Genomic DNA, 22,408 nt, shown 5'->3' with positions numbered 1-22,408 from the left:
CGACGACGCCACAGCGCACTCGCAGGACGACCCCCGATCAGCCGACTGCGACCAACCTGATGACCGAGTACAGCTAGCGCGTCGCCGAACGTGAAGCCAGCGCGAAAATCCGGCCGATTTCTCGCAATGGTTTCACGCTCGACGAAAGGGTGAGCGCTAGGAGGTGACCTCCTGCAGCTTGCCGGTGGCGACGTCGAAGACAAAGCCGCGCAGCGAGACGTGCTTGGTCACGAACGGGCTGTTCTCGACGCGGCGCAGCGACTGCCGGACGTCCTCGGCCACGTCGGGGAACGCCTCGGCCGCCCACGGCGGTTTCACCCCGGTCTCGTCCTGGATGGCGCGCTTGAAGTCGTCGTCGGTGAAGGTCAGCATCCCGCAGTCGGAATGGTGGATCAGGATGATCTCCCGGGTGCCCAGCAGCCGCTGGCTGATGGCCAGCGAGCGAATGACGTCGTCGGTGACGACGCCGCCGGCGTTGCGGATGACATGGGCCTCCCCCTCGTTGAGCCCCAGCAGCCGGTAGACGTCGAGCCGGGCGTCCATGCAGGCCACCACCGCGACGTGTTTGCTCGGCGGCATCGGCAGCGGGCCGGTGAACCCGCTCGCGTACTGAGCGTTATTGGCCAGGTAGTCATCGGTGACGGTCACGCACGCCTCCTCGGGATATCGCGGCCTGAACCTAGCAACGAACCACCCGTAATTCACTCATGAGAATCAGCCGGATCACAAGGACGCGCGGGGCTCGTTAACCTGTCCCAATGCGGAACGGGCGGGCATGATCCGGTTTCTGGCGCGCCGAGTGCTCAACTACATCGTGCTGCTGGCGCTGGCCTCGTTCCTGACCTATTGCCTGACCTCGTTGGCGTTCTCGCCGCTGGACAGCCTGCTGCAGCGCAACCCCCGCCCGCCGCAGGCGGTCATCGACGCCAAGGCCCACGCGCTGGGCCTGGACCAGCCGATCCCGATCCGCTACGCGCATTGGGCCTCGCACGTGGTCCGCGGCGACTTCGGCACCACCATCACCGGCCAGCCCGTCGGCACCACGCTGTGGCGCCGCGTCGGGGTGACGCTGCGGCTGCTGGTCGTCGGCTCTGTGGTGGGCACCGTGCTCGGCATCGTGGCGGGGGCCTGGGGGGCGATCCGCCAGTACCGGATCAGTGACCGCCTCGTCACCATGCTGGCGCTGCTGGTGCTCAGCACGCCGTCGTTCGTCATCGCCAACCTGTTGATCCTGGGGGCGCTGCGGGTGAACTGGGCGGCCGGCGTGCACCTCTTCGACTACACCGGGGAGACGTCACCGGGCGTGGCGGGCGGCTGGCACGAGTTGCTCGACCGGCTGCGGCACCTGATCCTGCCCACGCTGACGCTGTCGCTGATGGCCGCCGCCGGCTACAGCCGCTACCAGCGCAACGCGATGCTCGACGTCCTCGGCCAGGATTTCATTCGCACCGCCCGCGCCAAGGGCCTCACCCGCCGTCGCGCGCTGCTCAAGCACGGGCTGCGCACCGCGCTGATACCGCTGGCGACGCTGTTCGCCTACGGGGTGGCCGGGCTGGTCACCGGGGCGGTGTTCGTCGAGAAGATCTTCGGCTGGCACGGCATGGGCGAATGGCTGGTGCAGGGCATCTCGACGCAGGACACCAACATCATCGCCGCGATCACCCTGTTCTCCGGCACGGTGGTGCTGCTGGCCGGCCTGCTGTCCGACGTCTTCTACGCGGCGCTCGATCCGAGGGTGCGAGTGTCATGAGCGCCGATGTGTCCGCGGCCCAAGGACTTTCGGCTCCCGAGGAGGTGCAGTTCGCCTCGCGGCGCACCCTGGTGCTGCGCCGGTTCGCCCGCAACCGGCTGGCGGTGGCGTCGCTGACGCTGCTGGTGCTGCTGTTCGTCGGTTGCTACGCGCTGCCGTCGCTGCTGCCCTACTCCTACGACGACCTCGACTTCAACGCGCTGCTGCAGCCGCCGAACGGCCGGCATTGGCTGGGCACCAACGCGATGGGCCAGGACCTGCTGGCGCAGATCCTGCGCGGCATGCAGAAGTCGATGCTGATCGGTGTCTGTGTGGCGTTCATCTCCACCGGCATCGCCGCCACCGTCGGGTCGATCGCCGGCTATTTCGGCGGCTGGCGCGACCGGGTGCTGATGTGGGTGGTCGACCTGCTGCTGGTGGTGCCCAGCTTCATCCTCATCGCGATCCTCACCCCGCGGGTGAAGAAGTCGTCGAGCGTCCTGCTGCTGGTGCTGCTGCTGGCCGCGTTCGGCTGGATGATCAGCTCGCGCATGGTCCGCGGCATGACCATGAGCCTGCGCGAGCGCGAATTCATCCGCGCCGCACGGTATATGGGGGTCTCCAGCCGCCGCATCATCGTCGGCCACGTGGTGCCCAACGTGGCGTCGATCCTCATCATCGACGCCGCGCTCAACGTCGCCTCGGCGATCCTGGCCGAAACCGGCCTGAGCTTCCTCGGCTTCGGCATCCAGCCGCCCGACGTGTCGCTGGGCACGCTGATCGCCAACGGCACCCAGTCCGCGACCACGTTCCCGTGGGTGTTCCTGTTCCCGGCCGGCGTCCTGGTGCTGATCCTGGTGTGCGCCAACCTGACCGGCGACGGGCTGCGCGACGCGCTCGACCCGGGCAGCGGGATGGGGCGGGGCGGCGCCCGATGAGCCTGCTGGAAGTGAGCGACCTGGCCGTCGACTTCCCGACCGACGGACAACCGGTGACCGCGGTGCGCGGCATCAGCTACCACATCGAGCCCGGCGAGGTGGTGGCCATGGTCGGCGAGTCGGGCTCGGGCAAGTCTGTGTCGGCCATGGCGGTGGTGGGGCTGCTGCCGGACTACGCGCGAGTGCGCGGTTCGGTTCGGTTGCACGGCACCGAACTGCTGGGGCTCGGCGACGACGAGATGTCGCGGTTCCGCGGCAAGGCCGTCGGCATGGTGTTCCAGGACCCGATGTCGGCGCTGACACCGGTGTACACCGTCGGCGACCAGATCGCCGAGGCGATCGAGGTGCACCAGCCGAACGTCGGCCGCAGGGGCGCCCGGCGGCGCGCGGTGGAACTGCTTGAGCTGGTGGGCATCTCGCAGCCGGAGCGGCGCGCCCGCGCGTTTCCCCACGAGCTGTCCGGCGGCGAACGGCAGCGGGTCGTCATCGCGATCGCGATCGCCAACGACCCCGACCTGCTCATCTGCGACGAGCCGACCACCGCCCTGGACGTGACGGTGCAGGCGCAGATTCTGGACGTGCTCAAGACCGCCCGCGACGTCACCGGCGCCGGGGTGCTCATCATCACCCACGACCTCGGTGTGGTCGCCGAGTTCGCCGACCGGGCGCTGGTGATGTACGCCGGCCGGGTCGTCGAGTTCGCCGGCGTAACCGAGCTTTACCGCGGCCGCCAGATGCCGTACACCGTGGGGCTGTTGGGGTCGGTGCCGCGGCTCGACGCCGCCCAGGGCACCCGGCTGGTGCCCATCCCCGGCGCGCCGCCGTCGCTGGTCGGGCTCGAGCCGGGCTGCCCGTTCGCGCCGCGCTGCCCGCTGGTGATCGACGAATGCCGCGCCGCGGAGCCGGAGTTGATCGAGGTGGGCGTGGACCACCGGGCGGCCTGCATCCGCACCGACCAGGTGGGCGAGCGCAGCGCCGCGGACATCTACGGGGTCAACACCGCCGCCCGCGCGCGGGCGGCTCCTTGCGACTCCGTCGTCGTGCGGGTCCGCGATCTAGTCAAGACCTACAAGCTGACCAAGGGCGTGGTGCTGCGCCGCACCGTCGGGGAGGTCCGCGCCGTCGACGGCATCAGCTTCGAGCTGCGCCAGGGCCGCACCCTGGGCATCGTCGGTGAATCCGGCTCGGGCAAATCGACGACGCTGCACGAGATCCTGGAACTGGTTGCGCCGCAGGCCGGGTCGATCGAGGTGCTGGGCAATGACGCGGCTTCGTTGACCCCGGCGAGCCGGCGCGCGCTGCGCCGCGACATCCAGGTCGTGTTCCAGGACCCGGTGGCCTCGCTGGACCCGCGGCTGCCGGTCTTCGAGCTGCTCGCCGAACCGTTGCGCGCCAACGGCTTCGACAAGAACGCCACCTTCGCGCGGGCCGCCGAGCTGCTCGACATTGTGGGCCTGCGCCGCGCCGACGCGGCCCGCTACCCCGCCGAGTTTTCCGGCGGCCAGAAGCAGCGCATCGGCATCGCGCGGGCGCTGGCGCTGCAGCCCAAGATCCTGGCCCTCGACGAACCGGTGTCCGCGCTGGACGTGTCGATCCAAGCCGGGATCATCAACCTGCTGCTCGACCTGCAGGAGCAGTTCGGCCTGTCGTATCTTTTTGTCTCCCACGACCTTTCCGTGGTCAAGCACCTGGCCCATCAGGTCGCGGTGATGCATGCCGGCGCGATCGTGGAGCAGGGCGACAGCGAGGAGCTGTTCCGCAATCCGCAGCACGACTACACGCGGCAGCTGCTGGGCGCGGTGCCCCAACCGGATCCGGGCAAACATGTCTAGCGCCCGGTCCGGCACCGAGACTGAGCCCAGAGCGTGGTTTAGGGGCAAATCCACGCTCTGGACGCAGGCTCGACGGGTGTTGAGCCTGTCGGTGATCGCCGGTTTGGCGCTGACCGGGTGCTCGCCGGCCATCAACCTGGCGGCCCCGACCGGCAACAACGCCTCGATCGGCACCACCAGCGACGTCAATCCGCAAAACCCCGCCGCGCTGCAGGACGGCGGCAACCTGCGGCTGGCGCTCAGCGACTTTCCGCCGAACTTCAACATCCTGAGCATCGACGGCAATTCGGCCGAGGTGGCCGGGATGATGAAGGCGACCCTGCCGCGCGCGTTCGTCATCGGGCCGGACGGGTCGACGACCGTCGACACCGACTACTTCACCAGCGTCGAGCTCACCGGGACCAACCCACAGGTGGTCACCTACACCATCAACCCGAAGGCCGTGTGGTCCGACGGCACGCCGGTCACCTGGCGCGACATCGAGAGCCAGATCCACGCCCTGTCCGGCGCCGACAAGAACTTCGAGATCGCCGGGCCCGGCGGCGCGGACCGCGTCGCATCGGTCACCCGCGGGGTGGACGACCGGCAGGCCGTCATGACCTTCGCGAAGCCGTACGCCGAGTGGCGCGGCATGTTCGCCGGCAACGGCATGCTGCTGCCGGCCAGCATGACCACCACGCCCGAGGTGTTCAACAAGGGCCAGCTCGACGGCCCCGGCCCGTCGGCCGGCCCGTTCGTCGTGTCGTCGCTGGACCGCACCACGCAGCGAATCACGTTGACCCGCAACCCGAAATGGTGGGGTGCGCGGCCGCGCCTGGACAGCATCACCTACCTGGTGCTCGACGACGCGGCGCGGCTGCCGGCGCTGCAGAACAACACGATCGACGCGACCGGCATCGGCACCGTGGACCAGCTGACGATCGCCCAACGCACCAAGGGCATTTCGATCCGCCGCGCGCCCGCACCGAGTTGGTCGCACTTCACCTTCAACGGAGCCCACGGGGCGATCCTGGAGGACAGGGCGCTGCGCGTCGCCGTGTCCAAGGGCATCGACCGGCAGACCATCGCCAAGGTCGTCCAGTACGGGCTGACCAACAACCCGGTGGCGCTGGGTAACCACATCTACGTCGCCGGGCAGGAGGGCTACCAGGACAACAGCTTCATCGTCCCCTACGACCCCGCCGCGGCGAGCCGGGAATTGGACCAGCTGGGCTGGAAACTCAACGGCCAATTCCGGGAGAAGGACGGCCGTCAGCTCGTCATCCGCGACCTGTTCTACGACGCGCAGGGCAGCCGGGTGTTCGCGCAGATCGCCCAGCACAGCCTCGCCCAGATCGGGGTCAAGCTGGAACTGGTCGCGAGGTCCGGCAGCGGCTTTTTCACCAACTACATCAACGTCGGAGCGTTCGACATCGCCCAATTCGGTTGGCTGGGCGACGCGTTCCCGCTGTCGTCGCTGACCCAGATCTACCAGTCCGACGGGGCGAGCAACTTCGGCAAGATCGGCAGCCCGGAGATCGACGCCGCGATCGAGCGGACGCTCGAAGAGCTCGATCCCGCCAAGGCGCGGGCGCTGGCCAACGACCTCGACAAGCTCATCTGGGCCGAGGGGTTCAGCCTGCCGCTGACCCAGTCCCCCGGCGACGTCGCGGTGCGCAGCACGCTGGCCAACTTCGGCGCCGTCGGCCTCGCCGACCTGAACTACACCGCGATCGGCTTCATGCGGAACTGAGCCGCCACCGCGACAGCATCGGGACCCGCACGGCGGGCAGGGCGGCCTCGGCGATGGCGGCCACCTCGATCGCCTTCCACAGCAGGCGAATTGAGGGCCGGGGCGGCAGCGCATCCAGCGCGGGCGCCTGGGCGGCCAGGCCCTCGAATTCGCCCCGGCACACCGAGCGCGCGACCGCCAGCGCCGCGGGTTCGCGAAAGTCCAGCGCGCTGTGGGCCATGGTGGGAAGTTTCAACAGCTCCGCGCGAGGGATCAGGGACGCCACCCGCTGGGCGACCGGCGGCGGGGTGATCAGATCCCGGCCGCCGGAGAGCACCGCCGTCGGCCACGTGAAATGCGGCATCTCGGCCGGCAGGTCGTACGGTTCGTCCTCGAAAGACACTTTCTGGGTGCGGGTTTCACGTTCGGCCACCGCAGGATCGAGCGGCAGGCCGTCGGGGTGGGCGGCGTAGTCGAGCTCGCGGAACGCGATGCGGCTGACCAAATCCTCCTCGTAGCGGAACGGCAGGTTGCCCAGGGTGGCGAACTGGGATATCGCCCACCACAACAGCTTCCGGTTCTCCAGCAGCAGGTCCAGTTGGCGATCGAGCAGCGTGGCGCCGCCATAGCCGTAGATCGTCGCGACGACCTGCGTGGCCGCGGCCGTCATCACGCCGGCGTCAACGAGCTTGCGGACTTTGGGGGCCAGCGGGGCGGTTTCGGGGCTGTCGCCGCGCAGCAGCAGCCGGCGGATCGCCCGTCGCACGATCACGATGTCGTGCCTCGACAGCAGCGGCGAATCCAGGACCATCGCCTGGACCCGGCCCGGATGGCGCACGCCGACCCCGGCCGCGATGTAGGTGCCGTACGACGTCCCATAGATGACGGCGGAGTCGACGCGGGCGTCGTCGAGCACCGCCGCGACGTCGTCGACGACCTGGTTCACGGTGAGCGCGCGCGGCGGCAGGTCGGCGCCCGAGTCGTCGTGACGCGACAATCCCACGCCGCGATGCTCGATCATGATGACGTCCAGGCCGGCCGCGGCCGCCCGGCGCCGCAGTCCCTTGTACATCTGGACCGACGCCACCCCCGGGCCACCCGGGATGATCACCAGCGGCTGGGCGGACTTGCGGCCGCTGCGCACGTAGTAGAGGTCGAACTGTTCGGAGCTACCGGGCGAGACCGGCCGGCGCACCGGCCGCACACCGGGCAACGCGGCCAGCTTTTCGTGCTGCCGACGCCGTTTCGCGCTCATGGTCATACGCCGTGTCCCGCCATCGATCACTCACCCTAAAGACAAGTACCGTCGGGCGCCGAACGCTAAACGTTGAGGTGGATGCGGTGGGCGCCGGTGACACCGTCGTACCGGTCGGGGCTGCACGTCAGCACGATCACCTGTCCGTGGGCGCCCATCGTGTCGAAGACCCGCCCCATCCGGGCCAGCCGATCGGGGTCGGTGAAGCCCAGGGCGTCGTCGACCACCACCGGAACGCTGTCCTCCTTGGCGACCAGCGCCGCGCCGGCCAGCCGCGCCAGGATGCCGAGCTGCTCCTTGGCCCCGCCCGACAGCGAGTCGTAGGGCACCGTGACCCCGTCCAGCGTGCGGCTGCGGATGCACAGGTCGCTGTCGACGTCGACCTCGAAGGTGGGGCCGAACACCGGGCGGCCGAGGCGCTGCAGTTCGGCGCGGTACGGCTCGACGTAGCGCTGCCGGGTGGTGTCGCGGTGGCGCGTCATCACCGAGCGCAGCAGCTGCGCGGCCCGGGCCCGGCTGCCGACCCGGGCGTGCTCGCCGGCAGCGTGCTCGCGTTCGGTCTGCGCGGCGTCCAGCTTGCCCTGGCGGCCCTCGGTGCCGAATACCGAGAGCTCGATGCCGATTTCGCGCAACGCGCGCGCGGCGTCTTCGTAGCGGTCGTCCAGCGACTTCGATTCCGCTGTGGCGGCGGCCAATTCGGCCGCGACCGTGTCGGGCGCCGCGGCCGCCAGCTCGTCGGCCAGCTCGGCGACCCGGCGCCGCGCGGCCTCGGCCGCCCCGCGCCCCGTGTCGGCCGCCGACGCGAGGTCCTCGTCGCTGACCGTCGCCCGCTCGCGGGCGAGCCGGTCGGCGGCCGCGTCCAGCTCGGTGCGCTGCGCCTCCGCCGCGTTCCGCAAAACCGTTGCCCGCGTTGCCGCCTCGGCGAGCGCGGCGTCGGCGGCCGCCGCGACCCGGCGGCGCGCCTCGCACTCCGCGGTCGCGGCCTGCCGGGCGGGGTCGGCGGCCGCCAGTTCCGCGCGAGCGGCTTCGGGCGTCACGGCGTCGGATTCGGCGGGTTGATCGGCGCGCAGCTGCGCCAGCCGGGACCGCAGTTGGTCGACCTGTTCGTCGCCGCAGAGCCCGGCCACGGTGGCGTCCAGCTGGTCGCGGCAGCCCTGCAGCTCGCGGCGGCGCGCGTCGGCGGATCGCGCCGCAGTCAGGTCGGTCACGCCGCCGGCTGTCAACGCCGCGGCCAGCTCCGCTTGCGCCGCAGCGTATTTGGCTTGAATGTCGAGGGTGGTCGCGCCGGGAGTGATCCGCGCCGTCAGCAGGCCGGGGACCTCGACGGTGGTGGGGCCGGTCGCCGTGATCGACCAGCTTTGGCCCGCGGGCAGCAACACCCGTCGGTCGCCGGCGGCGAGCTCGACGTCGGCGATGGCGGTGAACTCCACCGCGGCGGACGTCAACGCCAGCTGCCCGCCGATGCGGTCGGCGGCGGCCGCGGCGTCCTCGATGCGCCGCAGCAGCGCGTCGGTGATGGCCACCGCGGAGAGCTCCGCGCAGACCCGGTCGCGGTCGCGCTCGATGGCCGCGATCCGGGCCAACCGGGCGGCCAACCGGTCGGCCTCCTCGCGGGCCGCCAGCTGATCGACGGCGCGCCGGGCGGATTCGGTGCGGCGTTGCAGGTCGGCCAGCAGCTGGGCGGCCTGCTCGGCCGCGGCGGCGGCGGTTTGCGCTTCGGCTTTGGCGGCGGCATGCGCCTCTTCGGCCTGTTGCGCCTCGGCCGCGGCGGCGGCGACGGCTGCTGTGCGGCTTTGGATTTCGGCGAGCAGGCGCGCGCGCCCGTCGTGCGCGGCGGCGGACGCGGCACCGGTCGCGGCGGCCGCCTCGGCGACCAGCCCGGCCTCGCGCGCCTGGTTGGTGAGCTCGGCGATCCTTTTCGCGGCGGCCTGCGCGGCGAGCAGCCGGGGGCCGACGGCGGCCCGCTGCTGCGACAGCTCGGCGACCTGCTCGGTCAGCTCGGCGTGGCGGCGCACCCGGTCGTCGACCTCGGCAACCGCCGCAACGCATTGCGCCACCGCGGCCTCGGCGTCGGCCAGCCGCGCAATGGCGGCGGCCCACTCGCCGGTGGGGCGCCCCGTGGGGGTGAAGTAGCGGCCGTACTCGGCGTCGATGCGCTCGATCAGCAGCGGCTCGGTGCCCTGCAGCGCGGCGGCGGCCTGGGAGCTCGAGGCCGCGACGTCGAGCGCGCGCGACAGCGCGTCGCATCCGGACAGATCCACCGCCGCCGTCGACGTGGCCTGCAGCACCCGCTGGGCGTGCCACAGGTCGTTGTCCACCGTCTCGGCCAGCATCGCGCGGACCCGTTCGTGGGCCTCGTCGCCGGTCAGCTGTTCGCGCCGCGGCGCCAGCACCGTCAGCTCCGTCTCGCATTTCTTGTGGAACCGTTTGCGATAGACGAAACGATAAGGTCCGCAACTCATTTCGGCGCTGACCTCGGAACCCACGTCGCTGTGGGTGGGCTTGACCTGCTTGACTTCCTTCTTGGTGGAGCGGTCCCGCGATTCCAGGAGCAAATCGAGCGCCTCGATCATCGACGTCTTGCCGATCTCGTTGGCGCCGCTGACCACCACCACACCGTGGTCGGGAAACTCGATCTCGCGGTGCGCGATGCCCCGGTAGTTCCTCAGGGCGAGGCGGTGCAGCTTCACGCGGCCCCCCGATCGGCCAGCCGCAGCAGCAGCGCCAGCGCGGCCTGTGCGTCGGCGGCGGACGCGGCGTCGCCCTCCCGCGCGGTGACCACCAGCTCGTCGACGGCCGCGGCGGCGAACCCGCCGATGCCGAGGTCGGTGAACTCGCCGTCGGCGGGCACGACCGCCAGGTCGGTGTGGCTGTCCCAGGTGCGCAGGTGGGCGAACAGGCGCGCGTACCGGTCCAGGCACGCGTCCAGCGCCGCGCGGTCGGTGACCGTCAGCGAGCCGGTCAGCGCCAACCGCACCACGGTCCGGTCCTTGTCGGTCATTAGGTCCAGGTTCATGTCGAGGTCGGCGATGTCGCGGCTCGTGTCGACCTGGCGGTGCAGCGTGACAAACCGCCAGCGGCCGACGTGCCGGGATTGCACGGTGACGTTGCCGCCGTCGACGTCGACGACGAGCACGTGACCGGGGTCCGATTCGACGTCGTCGAAGTTGGTGACCTCCGGTGAGCCCGAGTACCAAACCCGGCCGCTCTCGCCGACCTGCGTGCGAGAATGCTTGTCTCCCAAGGCCACATAGTGCACCAGGCCGCGGTGGAGTGCGTCCTCGAGCGTGGCGAGCCGGATCAGTGAGGGCTTGTCGCGGTCGGGATCCAGGACGTCGACGCCGCCGTGGGCGACGAGGATCCGGGTGACCGGGCCCGCGGTGAGGCCGTCGAGCACATCGGCCACCAGGTCGGTGGTCGGCGCCTTGGACCGCCATGGCGCCGCGACGATCTCGAGCCCCGGCCCGACTTCGTGGACCCCGGCCCGGTCGAGCACGACGACGTTGTCGGGCCGTTCGGCGGTGAACAGGGCGCTGGTGTACACCGACGACGCGTCGAGCGGGTCATGGTTGCCCGGCAGCAGGTAGACCGGAATCCCGATGGCGCGCATGGCTTCCAGGGACTGGCCGATCACCTGCGGGGCGAGTTGATTGTGTTCGAAGACGTCCCCGGCGACGACGACGAACTCGGCGCCGACCTCGGCCGCCAGCGCGCCGAGACCGGCCACCGCGTCGCGGCGGGCGGCCGAATACCGCGGCTGGGCGTCGCCGGCGAGAAAGTGCCGGGTCATGCCCAGCTGCCAGTCGGCGGTGTGCAGGAAACGCATCCCGGCGGCCCCCTTTCGAATTCGTGGGTATCAGGGCACCGGGAAGTCTAGGTTCGGGTGCCGACAAGACGCGGGACGTCGCCCGGCACGTCTCGTGGCGCCGGGAATCTTTAAGAAAGTTAAGCAAACAGGGGCTCGGCTGAGTAGCTTCGGTAACTGTCCTGGGGATGTCGGGGGCGAGCGAGGATGGAGCCGCGGATGTCGCTGGTGATTGCAGCGCCCGACGCCGTTGCCGCAGCGTCGGCGGATTTGACCGGTATCGAGCAGGCCATCAAGGAAGCCTCCGCGGCGGCGGCTCCCTCGACGACGGGCATTGCCGCCGCGGCCGGCGACGAGGTGTCGGCGGCCGTCGCGAACCTCTTCGGCGACGTCGCCGAGGAATTTCATGCGCTGACCGCGCAGACGACGCTGTTTCATTCGCAGTTTGCGGGCACGTTGGGCGCGGCCGGAGCCAGCTACGCCGCCGGCGAGCTCACGAATGTGTCCCTGCTGATCAAGGGGCTGGAGCAGCAGTTCTTCGACGTGGGGTTCTTCTCACCGTTCACCTACCTGACCGGGCGTCCGCTGTTCGGTGAAGGCGCCGTCGGGCCCGCCGTCACCGGGAGCTCGGGGCCGGGTTTCCTCGGCAGGCTGCTCACCGAGTTCTTCAACGGAACCCTGGCGAGCCAGAGCGCCGGCGTGTATCAGGGGACGGGAACGCCCGGCCCGGTCACCGGGGTCCGGGAGGGCTTCTCCTACCTCAACCTCGCGGTGGGTCCCAACGGGTATGACGCCCCGGCGCGCTGGTATTTCCCGACGCAGGCGGACGGCACGGTCAACGCTCGCGGCGTCATCTACCTGCAGCACGGCTTCCTGGGGACGGGCGGCTGGTACGGCACTCTGGCCACCGCCCTCGCGTACGGCACCGACAGCATCGTGGTCGTCCCGACCGTGTCGTCGATTCCGTTGCCGATGGGCGCCTGGCTGGGCGGCACCCAGATGCACCAGGCAGTGGGCTCGTTGTTCCTGGGTAACGAGGCCGCGCTGAACCTCAGCGCAAACCAGGCCGGCTATCACGGCACGCTGCCGCAAAACTTCATGATCACCGGGCATTCCGCCGGCGGCGGCCTTGCCACGCTCGCCGCCGGCGACTACGTCGCGGACCTCGGGACGAACACCGCCAACAACCACCTTCTCGGTGTGATCATGTTCGACGGGGTGGCAAATGACTCGTCGGCCTTCGCGGCGGCGATCGCCAACCTGAAGACGTTGCACATCCCCGACTATGTGGTGGCCTCGCCGCCGCAGCCGTGGAACGCCTACGGCGCCACCACGAATCAGCTGGTCGGTCTGTACCCGGGGCAGTTCACCGGCGTCGAACTGCTCAACGGTTCGCATGTCGACTCGCTGCTGGGCAACAAGCCCCTGATCGACTTCGTTTCGCAGCTGGCCACGTCCTTCTCGCCGGCCGGCGACACCCAGGCCGTCTACACCCTGTCCACGGGCTGGATCAACGACATCTATTCGGGGCATGGCCCGCTGAACCCGCTCTACGGCCTCTACGGGACCACCGGCGGCTACGTGCCCCCCGGCGGTCAACTTATCGGTCTGGGCCCGGCCACCGGGACCGTGCTGCCCGTGTAGGGACCACTGCAACCTTCAAATCCCCTGTGTCCGTTCACGTCTGACGGTGCCGGCCACCTCTACTCGGTGTCAACCTTCCAATCCGGGCAGGCCGTTCGCCCCCAAGAGCAGCGCTTTCCCGCCGGCCCCGCCGGCGGCGATGAGAAGGGCGGCGCTGTTCCCGCCGTTCCCGCCGTTCCCACCGTTGCCCACCAGTCCGGAGGCGCCCCCGTTGCCGCCGATCCCGCCGGCCCCGCCGCCGGTGTCGCCACCGGCGCCACCGGAGCCGCCGAAGCCGAAAAGGATGCCGGCATTGCCGCCGGCCCCGCCGACGAGGCCGAACCCGCCGGCGCCGCCGGCACCACCCGCGCCATGCAGGAAACCGCCGTGACCCCCGGCCCCGCCGTCGCCGCCGTTGGTGGTCGTGCTCGCTCCGCCGACGCCCCCGGTGCCGCCGTTGCCGAGCAGTCCGGCAGCCCCGCCGGCGCCGCCGTTGCCGGTGTGGCCGCCGCTACCGAATCCTCCGGCCCCACCGGTGCCGCCGTGGCCGACCAGCAATCCGCCGGCGCCGCCGGCACCGCCGGTGCCGCCGACGAGACCGGTGCCGCCACCGCCACCGACCTGGCCGAACCCGCCGGCGCCCCCGGCGCCGCCGACGCCGAACAGCCCGGCAGCCCCGCCGGCGCCGCCGGCCCCAGTCATGGCCGACTCTGTCTCCGAGCCGGTGCCACCGGCACCGCCGATGCCGAAGAGCAATCCGCCGGTCCCGCCGTTACCGCCGTTGTTGCCTCCCGTCCCGGTACCACCGGCTCCCCCGATGCCGAACAACCCCGCGGGCCCGCCACTTCCGCCGACACCACCGAGATCCGCCCCGGCGTGGCCGCCGGGGCCGCCGGGGCCGCCGTTGCCGAACAGCAACCCGCCGGCCCCACCGTTACCACCGGCCAGGTGGGTCCCGCCGCCGGCCGCGCCGGCGCCGCCGTCGCCGATCAGCCACCCGCCCGGCGCGCCGTTTGCCCCACTCAGCGGCGCCGCGTTGGCGCCATTTCCGATCAGCGGGCGTCCCGTCAGCGACAGGAAAGGCGCATTGATCAGACCGAGCAGATCCTGCACCACCGCCGCGGCCGGATTGGCTGCAACGGCGCCGACATTGGCGGCCTCCGCGCCGACGTAGGAGCCGGCCCCTGCGGTCAACGCCTGCACAAACTGCCCCTGAAACGCCGCCGCCTGCGCACCCAGCGCCTGAAAGCTCTCACCGTGGGCGGAGAACACCGCTGCGATGGCCGCCGACACCTCATCCTCAGCCGCGGCCACGATCCCCGTCGTCGGGAAGGCCGCGACCGCGCCGGCCGCCTTGAGTGCGGAGCCGATGGCTGCCAAATCCGTTGCGGCCGAACCCATTACGTCCGGCGCGGCGATCACATACGACACGTCGGTCCACCTCCTAGCTAGCTCGTGGTTATCACTAGCCCGGCGGACCCTCCACCCGTCAGAACACTAAGCATTCTAGGCAGTCTTGGCTTGCGATGCAGCCCGCCTTCGCTTGATATGGGCCGCGACGCAGGACGCGGCGTAGCGATCAGGGTTGCGCATTGATTAGCGTGAATCCGTGAAGCGCACTCTGCTGCTGATGCGGCACGCGAAGTCGGACTATCCGGCGGGGGTCGCCGACCACGACCGGCCGTTGGCGTCGCGCGGCATCAGGGAGGCCGGCCTGGCCGGAGATTGGCTGCGCGCCAACGTGCCACCCGTCGACGCGGTGCTGTGCTCGACCGCGACGCGGGCGCGGCAGACCCTGGAAAACACCCGCGTCGCCGCGCCGGTGCGCTACAGCGAGCGGCTCTACGGCGCGTCCCCGGGCACGGTGATCGAGGAGATCAACGCGACGGCCGAGGACATCGGCACGCTGCTGGTCGTCGGTCACGAGCCGACGACGTCGGAGCTGGCGCTCATCCTGGCCGACGACGACGGCACGGATGACGCTGTGGTGGAACGCATTTCGACGAAATTCCCGACGTCGGCGATCGCGGTGCTCAGCGTGCCGTGGGCGTGGGCGCAACTGGAGCCGGGCCGGGCCGCGCTGACGGGTTTCGAAGTCCCGCGCTAGTCCCTACGAGTTCGTCGCGAGCGTCAGCTCCATCAGCTTGATGGCCTGCCCGCAGGCGTCGATGCCGGGCGCCTGGGGGTTGACCCACCAGCCGACCACGCCCGCCGCGTTGCTGGCCACGCCGCAGGCGCCGTTCGGGTCGTCCGGGCGCATCACGATCGACTCGATGCCCGCGATCGAACGGTTCTCCACCTTGTACTTCAGGAAGTCGGCCACCTTGCGCTCGTTGCCCAGGCTGCCCTGCTCGAACCAGAACCGGGTGATGTCGATCAGGCCGGCCGGATTGGCGGCCTGCCACCGGCAGATCGCGCCGACGAAGGTGCTCTGGATGTCGAGCGGGTCCGCGCCCACGGTCTTGGCCAGGATGTCGCTGGTCAACACCTCGCACTCCTTGAGCAGGTTCGGATACTGCTGCTGGGAGTTGTTGTTGCGCGGCACGTTGCCGCCCGCCTTGACGGCGTTGCCGCCGATGGACCGCGAACAGCCCGTCAGGACCAGCAGCGCAGCGAGCAGCACGGCCGCGCCGGCGCGGGCGGTTCTGATCATTTCGAGTTCGCAATCGATTGACGGGCCAGTTCCTTGGCTATGTCGCAGGGCGGCGGGAACGGCTTCTGGCTGAAGCTGACCGACCATTCGATGAAGTCGTCCTGAAACTGGATGCCCACCTCGCACAGCGAGTCACCCAGGTTGGGCTCGTTGCCCACGGCGATGAAGCCGCCGTGGCCGTTGATGTTGATGTCGTCGACGCTGGCGCGCGACAGCTCCTCGGTCTTGCGCTCGCGGCCGATCGGGCTGCCGCGATACCAGGAGAAGGAAAAGTGCGGGCCCAGAATGCCGCCGCCCGCTAACCACTGACACCCCACGGAGTTGCGGGCGGTGTTCACCAGCCCCGTCACCTTGGTCAGGTCCGACACCGTCTGATCGCTGATGCCGCCGCATTGCGGGAACATCGGCCCGTGGTGACCCTCCCCGCTTCCGGGCGTCGACGATGCCGTCGCCCCGGGCTTGTTGTCGCCGGAACCAGAGCATCCCGCAAGGATCAGGATCGTCAGAGCCGACGCCGCCAGAGCCAGCGCCCTCGCGCCTCGCCTACTGCTGGTCACACGATGCACTGTAGCGGCAGGCGGGGGGTCAACCGCGGACGCGGCGTGTGAGCAGGCATTTCAGCGCGGTGGTCACGACCGCGGCGCCGCCCGTGTGCGACAGTTACGACATGCTCCTGGCACTGCTGCGCCAGTACATCCGGCCGTACCGCCGGCTGGTTGCGGTGCTGACCGCGCTCCAGGTGACCAGCACCCTGGCGTCGCTGTACCTGCCGACGGTCAACGCCGCGATCATCGACGAGGGCGTGGCCAAGGGCGACGCGGCCACCATCGTCAGGCTCGGCATAGTGATGCTCGCCGTCACCGGCTTGCAGGTGCTGTGCGCCGTCGGCGCCGTCTACGTCGGCTCACGGACCGGCATGGGCTTCGGGCGCGACCTGCGCCGGGCGATTTTCGACCACGTCACGACGTTCTCCGAGCGCGAGACCGCCCGGTTCGGCGCGCCCACCCTGCTGACGCGCAGCACCAACGACGTCCGGCAGATCCAGTACCTGGTCCAGATCTCCGGCACCGTGCTGATCACCGCGCCGATCATGTGCGCCGGCGGCATCGTCATGGCCATCCACGTCGACGCCGCATTGACTTGGCTGCTGCTGGTCAGCGTGCCGGTCATGGCCGTGGCCAACTACCTGATCATGTCGCGCATGCTGCCGCTGCTGCGCCGGATGCAGGGCCTGATCGACGGCATCAACCGGGTGCTGCGCGACCAGCTGTCGGGGGTCCGGGTGGTGCGGGCGTTCGCGCGCGAGGACTACGAGCGCGACCGGTTCGCGCGCGCCAACGCCGCGCTCTCGGGCACGGCGCTGGCGACGGGCAATCTGCAGGCGCTGATGCTGCCGGTGACCACGCTGACCATCAACGTGTCCAGCGTGGCGCTGATCTGGTTCGGCGGGCTGCGCATCGATCGGGGCCAGATGCAGGTCGGCTCGCTGACCGCCTTTTTGGCCTACTTCACCCAGATCCTGATGGCGGTGCTGATGGCGACGATGACGCTGGTGGTGCTGCCGCGCGCGTCGGTGTGCGCCGAACGGATCACCGAGGTGCTGTCCACCACCGCCGCGGTGCAGAACCCACCTGATCCCCGATTTCCGCCGACCGGGATCACCGGCGTCGTGCGGCTGGACGGCGCGAGCTTCAGCTATCCGGGCGCGGACCGGCCGGTGCTGCAGGACATTTCGCTGACGGCGCGGCCCGGCACCACCACCGCGGTCGTCGGCAGCACCGGTTCGGGCAAGTCGACGCTGGTGTCGCTGATGTGCCGGCTCTACGACGTGACTTCTGGCGCCGTCCTGGTCGACGACGTCGACGTCCGCGACTACGACACCGAGCGGCTGTGGGCGGCGATCGGGCTGGTCCCCCAGCGCGGCTACCTGTTCACCGGCACGGTCGCGGATAACTTGCGCTACGGCGCGGTCCCGGGTCAGGTAGTGACCGAAGACGAGATGTGGGAAGCCCTGCGGGTGGCCGACGCCGACGGATTCGTCCGCGCCCACGACGACGCGCTGAACATGCGGGTGGCCCAGGGCGGCATCAACTTTTCGGGCGGCCAGCGCCAGCGGCTGGCGATCGCGCGGGCGGTGATCCGCCGGCCGGCCATCTACCTGTTCGACGATTCGTTCGCCGCGCTCGACGTGCACACCGACGCGCGGGTGCGCGCGTCGCTGGCGCAGACGTCCGGTGGCTCCACGATCATCGTTGTCACGCAGCGTGTTTCGACCGCCGCCCAGGCCGACCAGGTCGTCGTCGTCGACGGCGGGAAGCTGGTGGGTGCGGGCACCCACGAATCGCTGCTGGCCGACTGCCCCACCTACGCCGAATTCGCCGACTCGCAGTCGGTGGGCGCCTTGCAATGACGGTGGCGCCCGTGGCACCGACGACGGGCCGATCCCGGGACTTCTGGGGCTCGGCGGCCCGGCTGGTGAAACGGCTTGCGCCGCAACGGTCTCTGAGCGTCGCGGTCATCGCTTTGGGCATCACGGGCACGGTGATCGGGGTCGTCGTTCCGCGGATCCTCGGCCACGCCACCGACCTGCTGTTCAACGGCGTCATCGGGCGGCGGCTGCCCGCAGGAATCAGCAAGGCGCAGGCCGTCGCGGCGGCGCGGGCCCGCGGCGACACCGCCTTCGCCGACCTGCTGTCCGGGATGGACGTGGTGCCCGGCCGGGGTGTGGACTTCGGCGCGGTGGGCAGGACCCTGGCGCTGGCGCTGGCCCTGTATGCCGTTGCCGCGCTGCTGATCTGGGCCCAGGCCCGGCTGCTCAACCTCACCGTGCAGCGCACCATGGTCGCGCTGCGCCGCGACGTCGAGGACAAGATTCACCGGCTGCCGCTGTCCTACTTCGACGGGCGCCAGCGGGGCGAGCTGCTGAGCCGGGTGACCAACGACATCGACAACGTCCAGTCGTCGCTGTCGATGACGATCAGCCAGCTGGTGACGGCGACGCTGACGGTGGTGGCCGTGCTGGCCATGATGGTGTCCATTTCGCCGCTGCTGGCCCTGATCACCCTGCTGGCGGTGCCGGTCTCGCTGCTGGCGACCCGCGCGATCGCGCGGCGCTCGCAGCGCCTGTTCGTGGCGCAGTGGAGAAGCACCGGGCGCCTCAACGCCCACATCGAGGAGACCTACAGCGGATTCACGGTGGTCAAGACGTTCGGCCACCAGGCCGCGGCGCGCGAGCAGTTCCGCCGCCTCAACGACGACCTGTACCAGGCCAGCTTCGGCGCCCAGTTCTTCTCCGGGCTGGTGGCGCCGGCGACGACGTTCGTCGGCAACATCGGCTACGTCGCCGTCGCCGTCGTCGGCGGCCTGCAGGTGGCGACCGGCCAGATCACGCTGGGCAGCATCCAGGCCTTCATCCAGTACGTCCGGCAGTTCAACGCGCCGGTGGGCCAGGTGGCCGGGATGTACAACACGCTGCAATCCGGGGTGGCCAGCGCCGAGCGGGTGTTCGACCTGCTCGACGAGCCCGAGGAACCGCCCGCCCCCGAGCGCGCCCTGCCGCGGTCCAACGGCGGCCGGGTCGAGTTCCAGCAGGTGAACTTCGCCTACCGGCCGGGCACACCGGTGATCCACGACCTGTCGCTGGTGGCCGAGCCCGGCAGCACCGTGGCGATCGTCGGACCGACCGGGGCGGGCAAGACGACCATGGTGAACCTGCTGATGCGGTTCTACGACGTCGATTCCGGCCGGATCCTGATCGACGGGGTCGACATCACCACCGTGAGCCGGCAGTCGCTGCGGTCGCGGATCGGCATGGTGCTGCAGGACACCTGGCTGTTCGACGGGACGATCGCCGAGAACATCGCCTACGGGCGGCCGGAGGCCACCGAGGAGGAGGTGGTGGCCGCGGCCAGGGCGGCCTATGTCGACCGGTTCGTGCACACGCTGCCGGCCGGCTACCAGACCCGCGTCAGCGGGGACGGCGCCAACATCAGCGCCGGCGAGAAGCAACTCATCACCATCGCCCGCGCCTTCCTCGCGCGCCCGCAGCTGCTGATCCTGGACGAGGCCACCAGCTCCGTCGACACCCGCACCGAGGCCCTCGTCGCGCGCGCCACCCGCGAACTCCGCCGTGACCGCACGAGTTTCATCATCGCGCATCGCCTTTCGACGATCCGGGATGCCGATCGCATCCTGGTCGTGGAAGACGGCCGCATCGTGGAACAGGGCAGCCACATCCAGCTGCTGGCCCGGCGCGGCGCCTATTACGCGATGACCCGGGCCTAGTCGCCCGGGACACCAAGAATTCGTTCAGGATCCCCCAAGGGGCCGGCCCGAGGCTGAGCGCAGCCAAGGCCGAACCCGAAAGGACCCCAACGATGTTCAGCACCCGCATCACCGCAGCCGTAGCCACCGCCCTGGGCACCGCCGCCGTCGGGCTCGCCGTCGCGACCGCCGGCGCCGCCGGGGCGACCACGTTCAGCGCGAACCAGGACGCGATCCAGGCGGGCCACCAGGTGTGCAGCGAGCTGGCCGCGGGCAAGAGCAAGGCGGCCGTCGCGCTCATGCTGACGACGCAGGCCAGGATGTCACCCCGGCAGGCCGGTCACTTCGTGGCCGCCGCGACGAAGTTCTACTGCCCGCAATTCGCCGGCCAGGCGGCCTAGCAATCACCCACCGCGACGGGGGATTCCGATGACGGAATCCCCCGTCCGCCGCTGGAGAAGGGGTGCGCCGGGCGTTCCAAGAATTCGTGGAGATACCGACAAGGCCGGCATCGGAACCTTTTCTCAACGCCCCGCACCACGCGAGAGCGAGAACGGAAAGGACACACCATGAAGGCCACCACCATCGCCGCCGTCGCTAGGACCGTCACCTTCGCGGTGTTCGCCGGCGCGGTGGCGCTCGGCGTGGCCGCCCCGGCGAACGCGGCGTCGGAACTGATGTACGGCGACCCGGTGGCCGCCGCCGAGTACTGGCACGAGCAGCGCTACGACGACTGCGTCCTGATGTCGAGCGCCGACGTCATCGGCCAGCTGACCGGCGAGGCGCCCTCGGAGCAGGCCATCATCGCCAAGGCCCACTCGACCCCCAGCGTCGCGCACGCTGGCCCGATCTACACCAAGCCGGCCGATCCCGACAACCCCAATTCCGGCGACGGCGCCAGCTTCGCCGACGTCCCGGCGCTGCTCGCCCAATACCACGTCACCGCCATCGTCATCGACCGCGACGACACCGCCCGCAGCGGCATCCGCCCGGGCCTCGCGGGGCTGAAGCAGGCCCTGGGCAGCGGTCACAAGGTGATCGTGGGCGTCAACGGTGAACTCATCTGGCACCAGCCCGTCGAGGCGAAGGACAAGTACGGCAACCCGGAGTCCGACCACGCGGTGGTGGTGACCGGCGTCGATGCCACCCACGGCGTCGTTCACCTCAACGACAGCGGCACCTCCGACGGCCGCGACGAGCAGATTCCCCTGCAGCTGTTCGTCCAGTCCTGGGAGACGAGCAACGAGCTGATGGTCGTCACGCTCTGACGCGTGTTCCGCTGCGCCGTAACCTGATTCGCGCAGGAGGTCCAAGATCACGTTGCCGGGGAGCGCATTTGCGCAACGCGAGCGATCCCCGGGTTCTCACCGAATTGGCCGAGTTGGTATCACAATCACTACAAGGCACCTCAATGACACGCGGAGGGTGTTACGCGCGATGGTGGACAAACGTCTCGAGTTCGGTCTACTGGGACCGCTGGAAATGAGCGTCGACGGCGCCCTGGTGCCCGCGGGCACCCCCAAGCAGCGGGCCGTGCTGGCCCTGCTGCTGATGAACCGCAACAGCCCGGTGGGCGTCGACCGGCTCACCACGGCGCTCTGGGACGAATCGCCGCCGTCGGGTGCCCGGGCCAGCATCCACTCCTACGTGTCCAACCTGCGCAAGCTCCTCGGCGGCTTCGGGGTGGACTCGCGAGTGGTGTTGGCGGCGGCGCCCCCGGGCTACCGCCTCAGCATCCCCGACGACGCTTGCGACATCGGGCGATTCATCGCCGAGAAGACCGCGGGCGTGCAGGCCGCCGCCGGCGGCCGGTTCGAACAAGCCAGCAAGCACCTTTCGGCGGCCCTGGCGGAGTGGCGCGGGCAGGTGCTCGAGGACCTGCGCGACTTTCAGTTCGTCGACACCTTCGCCACCTCCCTGGTCGAGGAGAAGATCCTCGTCCACACGGCGAAGGCCGAGGCCGAAATCGCTTGCGGACGCGCCTCTGCCGTGATCACCGAGCTCGAGGCCCTGACCGCGGAGCATCCCTACCGCGAGCCGCTGTGGGCGCAGCTGATCACCGCCTACTACCTCACCGACCGCCAATCCGACGCCTTGGCCGCCTACCGCCGCGTCAAGGAAACGCTCGCCGAGGACCTCGGCATCGACCCGGGCCACAACCTGCGCGAGCTGAACGACCGGATCCTGCGCCAGGAACCGTTGGACGTCAAGAAGAACGCCGTCACCACCGCGGCGGTCACGCTCACGGTCATGGACCAGTACACGATGGTGTCCGACCGGGACGCCGTCGCGTACCTGCGCGAGGACTCCGGCGAACGCCACGCGCTGGACGAGGCCGCGACCCGCATCGGGCGGCTCAGCGACAACGACATCGTCCTGGCCACCCCCAAGGTCAGCCGCCACCACGCCGTGATCGTCGACACGGGCAGCAGCTTCGTCATCAACGACCTGCGCTCGTCGAACGGCGTGTACGTGCAGGAGGAGCGGATCCGCAGGGCGACCCCGCTGCACGACGGCGACCACATCCGCATCGGCGAGCACGAGTTCACCTTCGAGATCGCGGCGGGAAACAAGGCCGGCGCCGACTAGGGCGTCGAGA

Annotated in this window: 18 protein-coding genes; 11 read left to right on the top strand and 7 right to left on the bottom strand. The window is 70.2% G+C overall.

What is annotated here, in order from left to right; genetic code table 11:
* Window positions 1-156 precede the first annotated feature (156 nt).
* Window positions 157-648, bottom strand: coding sequence for a beta-class carbonic anhydrase (locus AWB89_RS11435; protein WP_085092827.1), 492 nt, complete (start codon window positions 646-648; stop codon window positions 157-159).
* Between the two features lie 127 nt (window positions 649-775).
* Between AWB89_RS11435 and AWB89_RS11430 the strand changes: the two genes are divergently transcribed.
* Genes AWB89_RS11430 through AWB89_RS11415 form a run of 4 tightly spaced genes read left to right on the top strand, consistent with a single transcriptional unit; the run spans window position 776 to window position 6,231 of the window.
* Window positions 776-1,750 (top strand): ABC transporter permease, encoded by a 975-nt coding sequence (locus AWB89_RS11430; RefSeq protein WP_085092829.1) that lies wholly within the window; start codon window positions 776-778, stop codon window positions 1,748-1,750.
* Complete coding sequence (locus AWB89_RS11425; protein WP_085092830.1) at window positions 1,747-2,667, top strand: ABC transporter permease; 921 nt, start codon at window positions 1,747-1,749, stop codon at window positions 2,665-2,667. The genes AWB89_RS11430 and AWB89_RS11425 overlap by 4 nt, the downstream gene beginning before the upstream one ends.
* Window positions 2,664-4,499 (top strand): dipeptide ABC transporter ATP-binding protein, encoded by a 1,836-nt coding sequence (locus AWB89_RS11420; RefSeq protein ID WP_085173657.1) that lies wholly within the window; start codon window positions 2,664-2,666, stop codon window positions 4,497-4,499. The genes AWB89_RS11425 and AWB89_RS11420 overlap by 4 nt, the downstream gene beginning before the upstream one ends.
* Window positions 4,492-6,231, top strand: a complete 1,740-nt coding sequence (locus AWB89_RS11415) for an ABC transporter family substrate-binding protein (protein ID WP_085173655.1) — start codon at window positions 4,492-4,494, stop codon at window positions 6,229-6,231. Before AWB89_RS11420 ends, AWB89_RS11415 begins: the two co-directional genes overlap by 8 nt.
* On the opposite strand, the gene AWB89_RS11410 is transcribed toward AWB89_RS11415, so the two are convergent.
* The 3 genes from AWB89_RS11410 to AWB89_RS11400 are packed head-to-tail and all read right to left on the bottom strand — an operon-like array spanning window position 6,218 to window position 11,291.
* Window positions 6,218-7,471 (bottom strand): alpha/beta hydrolase, encoded by a 1,254-nt coding sequence (locus AWB89_RS11410; RefSeq protein WP_085173652.1) that lies wholly within the window; start codon window positions 7,469-7,471, stop codon window positions 6,218-6,220. The two genes, AWB89_RS11415 and AWB89_RS11410, sit on opposite strands and share 14 nt — an antisense overlap.
* Window positions 7,472-7,530: 59 nt before the next feature.
* The gene (locus AWB89_RS11405) at window positions 7,531-10,155 is read right to left on the bottom strand and encodes an AAA family ATPase (protein ID WP_085173649.1); all 2,625 of its coding nucleotides are present in this window, start codon (window positions 10,153-10,155) and stop codon (window positions 7,531-7,533) included.
* Window positions 10,152-11,291: a metallophosphoesterase family protein gene (locus tag AWB89_RS11400; RefSeq protein WP_085173647.1), complete on the bottom strand. Its 1,140-nt coding sequence runs from the start codon at window positions 11,289-11,291 to the stop codon at window positions 10,152-10,154. The genes AWB89_RS11405 and AWB89_RS11400 overlap by 4 nt, the downstream gene beginning before the upstream one ends.
* A gap of 198 nt (window positions 11,292-11,489) precedes the next feature.
* Between AWB89_RS11400 and AWB89_RS11395 the strand changes: the two genes are divergently transcribed.
* Window positions 11,490-12,914 (top strand): PE domain-containing protein, encoded by a 1,425-nt coding sequence (locus tag AWB89_RS11395; protein ID WP_085173673.1) that lies wholly within the window; start codon window positions 11,490-11,492, stop codon window positions 12,912-12,914.
* A gap of 69 nt (window positions 12,915-12,983) precedes the next feature.
* Here AWB89_RS11395 and AWB89_RS11390 read toward each other — a convergent pair whose 3' ends face one another.
* Window positions 12,984-14,324, bottom strand: a complete 1,341-nt coding sequence (locus AWB89_RS11390; RefSeq protein ID WP_085173645.1) for a PE family protein — start codon at window positions 14,322-14,324, stop codon at window positions 12,984-12,986.
* A 199-nt stretch (window positions 14,325-14,523) separates the two neighbouring features.
* Here AWB89_RS11390 and AWB89_RS11385 point away from each other — a divergent pair, with 199 nt between their 5' ends.
* Window positions 14,524-15,000: a SixA phosphatase family protein gene (locus AWB89_RS11385; RefSeq protein ID WP_085173671.1), complete on the top strand. Its 477-nt coding sequence runs from the start codon at window positions 14,524-14,526 to the stop codon at window positions 14,998-15,000.
* A 3-nt stretch (window positions 15,001-15,003) separates the two neighbouring features.
* Here AWB89_RS11385 and AWB89_RS11380 read toward each other — a convergent pair whose 3' ends face one another.
* Entirely contained in the window at window positions 15,004-15,546 is a 543-nt protein-coding gene (locus AWB89_RS11380) for a DUF3558 domain-containing protein (RefSeq protein WP_085173643.1), read from the bottom strand.
* Complete coding sequence (locus AWB89_RS11375; protein ID WP_139830893.1) at window positions 15,543-16,103, bottom strand: DUF3558 domain-containing protein; 561 nt, start codon at window positions 16,101-16,103, stop codon at window positions 15,543-15,545. Before AWB89_RS11375 ends, AWB89_RS11380 begins: the two co-directional genes overlap by 4 nt.
* A 110-nt stretch (window positions 16,104-16,213) precedes the next feature.
* On the opposite strand from AWB89_RS11375, the gene AWB89_RS11370 reads away from it, so the two are divergent.
* The 5 genes from AWB89_RS11370 to AWB89_RS11350 all read left to right on the top strand — a co-directional run bounded on the left by AWB89_RS11370 (window position 16,214) and on the right by AWB89_RS11350 (window position 22,398).
* Window positions 16,214-17,956, top strand: a complete 1,743-nt coding sequence (locus tag AWB89_RS11370; RefSeq protein WP_085173669.1) for an ABC transporter ATP-binding protein — start codon at window positions 16,214-16,216, stop codon at window positions 17,954-17,956.
* Window positions 17,953-19,830 (top strand): ABC transporter ATP-binding protein, encoded by a 1,878-nt coding sequence (locus AWB89_RS11365; RefSeq protein WP_085173641.1) that lies wholly within the window; start codon window positions 17,953-17,955, stop codon window positions 19,828-19,830. Before AWB89_RS11370 ends, AWB89_RS11365 begins: the two co-directional genes overlap by 4 nt.
* A 92-nt stretch (window positions 19,831-19,922) precedes the next feature.
* A complete protein-coding gene (locus tag AWB89_RS11360) occupies window positions 19,923-20,210 on the top strand; it encodes a DUF732 domain-containing protein (protein WP_085104284.1) in 288 nt (95 codons plus the stop codon).
* Window positions 20,211-20,378: 168 nt separating this feature from the next.
* A complete protein-coding gene (locus AWB89_RS11355) occupies window positions 20,379-21,077 on the top strand; it encodes a cysteine peptidase family C39 domain-containing protein (RefSeq protein WP_085173639.1) in 699 nt (232 codons plus the stop codon).
* A gap of 169 nt (window positions 21,078-21,246) precedes the next feature.
* Window positions 21,247-22,398 carry a BTAD domain-containing putative transcriptional regulator gene (locus tag AWB89_RS11350; protein WP_085173637.1) on the top strand — a complete coding sequence of 384 codons (1,152 nt, stop codon included), beginning with the start codon at window positions 21,247-21,249 and terminating at the stop codon, window positions 22,396-22,398.
* Window positions 22,399-22,408 lie beyond the last annotated feature (10 nt).

It is taken from the genome of Mycobacterium paraense (assembly GCF_002101815.1).
Lineage (GTDB): Bacteria > Actinomycetota > Actinomycetes > Mycobacteriales > Mycobacteriaceae > Mycobacterium > Mycobacterium paraense.
Note: the sequence above shows the minus strand (reverse complement) of the source record. Positions and strands in the feature narration are given on the sequence as shown.

What these genes read in the sequence shown, in the direction of transcription:
- AWB89_RS11430 (WP_085092829.1), top strand. Translation starts at nt 776, where the DNA reads ATGATCCGGTTTCTGGCGCGCCGAGTGCTCAACTACATCGTGCTGCTG.
- AWB89_RS11425 (WP_085092830.1), top strand. Translation starts at nt 1,747, where the DNA reads ATGAGCGCCGATGTGTCCGCGGCCCAAGGACTTTCGGCTCCCGAGGAG.
- AWB89_RS11420 (WP_085173657.1), top strand. Translation starts at nt 2,664, where the DNA reads ATGAGCCTGCTGGAAGTGAGCGACCTGGCCGTCGACTTCCCGACCGAC.
- AWB89_RS11415 (WP_085173655.1), top strand. Translation starts at nt 4,492, where the DNA reads ATGTCTAGCGCCCGGTCCGGCACCGAGACTGAGCCCAGAGCGTGGTTT.
- AWB89_RS11410 (WP_085173652.1), bottom strand. Translation starts at nt 7,471, where the DNA reads ATGACCATGAGCGCGAAACGGCGTCGGCAGCACGAAAAGCTGGCCGCG.
- AWB89_RS11400 (WP_085173647.1), bottom strand. Translation starts at nt 11,291, where the DNA reads ATGCGTTTCCTGCACACCGCCGACTGGCAGCTGGGCATGACCCGGCAC.
- AWB89_RS11395 (WP_085173673.1), top strand. Translation starts at nt 11,490, where the DNA reads ATGTCGCTGGTGATTGCAGCGCCCGACGCCGTTGCCGCAGCGTCGGCG.
- AWB89_RS11385 (WP_085173671.1), top strand. Translation starts at nt 14,524, where the DNA reads ATGCGGCACGCGAAGTCGGACTATCCGGCGGGGGTCGCCGACCACGAC.
- AWB89_RS11380 (WP_085173643.1), bottom strand. Translation starts at nt 15,546, where the DNA reads ATGATCAGAACCGCCCGCGCCGGCGCGGCCGTGCTGCTCGCTGCGCTG.
- AWB89_RS11370 (WP_085173669.1), top strand. Translation starts at nt 16,214, where the DNA reads ATGCTCCTGGCACTGCTGCGCCAGTACATCCGGCCGTACCGCCGGCTG.
- AWB89_RS11365 (WP_085173641.1), top strand. Translation starts at nt 17,953, where the DNA reads ATGACGGTGGCGCCCGTGGCACCGACGACGGGCCGATCCCGGGACTTC.
- AWB89_RS11360 (WP_085104284.1), top strand. Translation starts at nt 19,923, where the DNA reads ATGTTCAGCACCCGCATCACCGCAGCCGTAGCCACCGCCCTGGGCACC.
- AWB89_RS11355 (WP_085173639.1), top strand. Translation starts at nt 20,379, where the DNA reads ATGAAGGCCACCACCATCGCCGCCGTCGCTAGGACCGTCACCTTCGCG.
- AWB89_RS11350 (WP_085173637.1), top strand. Translation starts at nt 21,247, where the DNA reads ATGGTGGACAAACGTCTCGAGTTCGGTCTACTGGGACCGCTGGAAATG.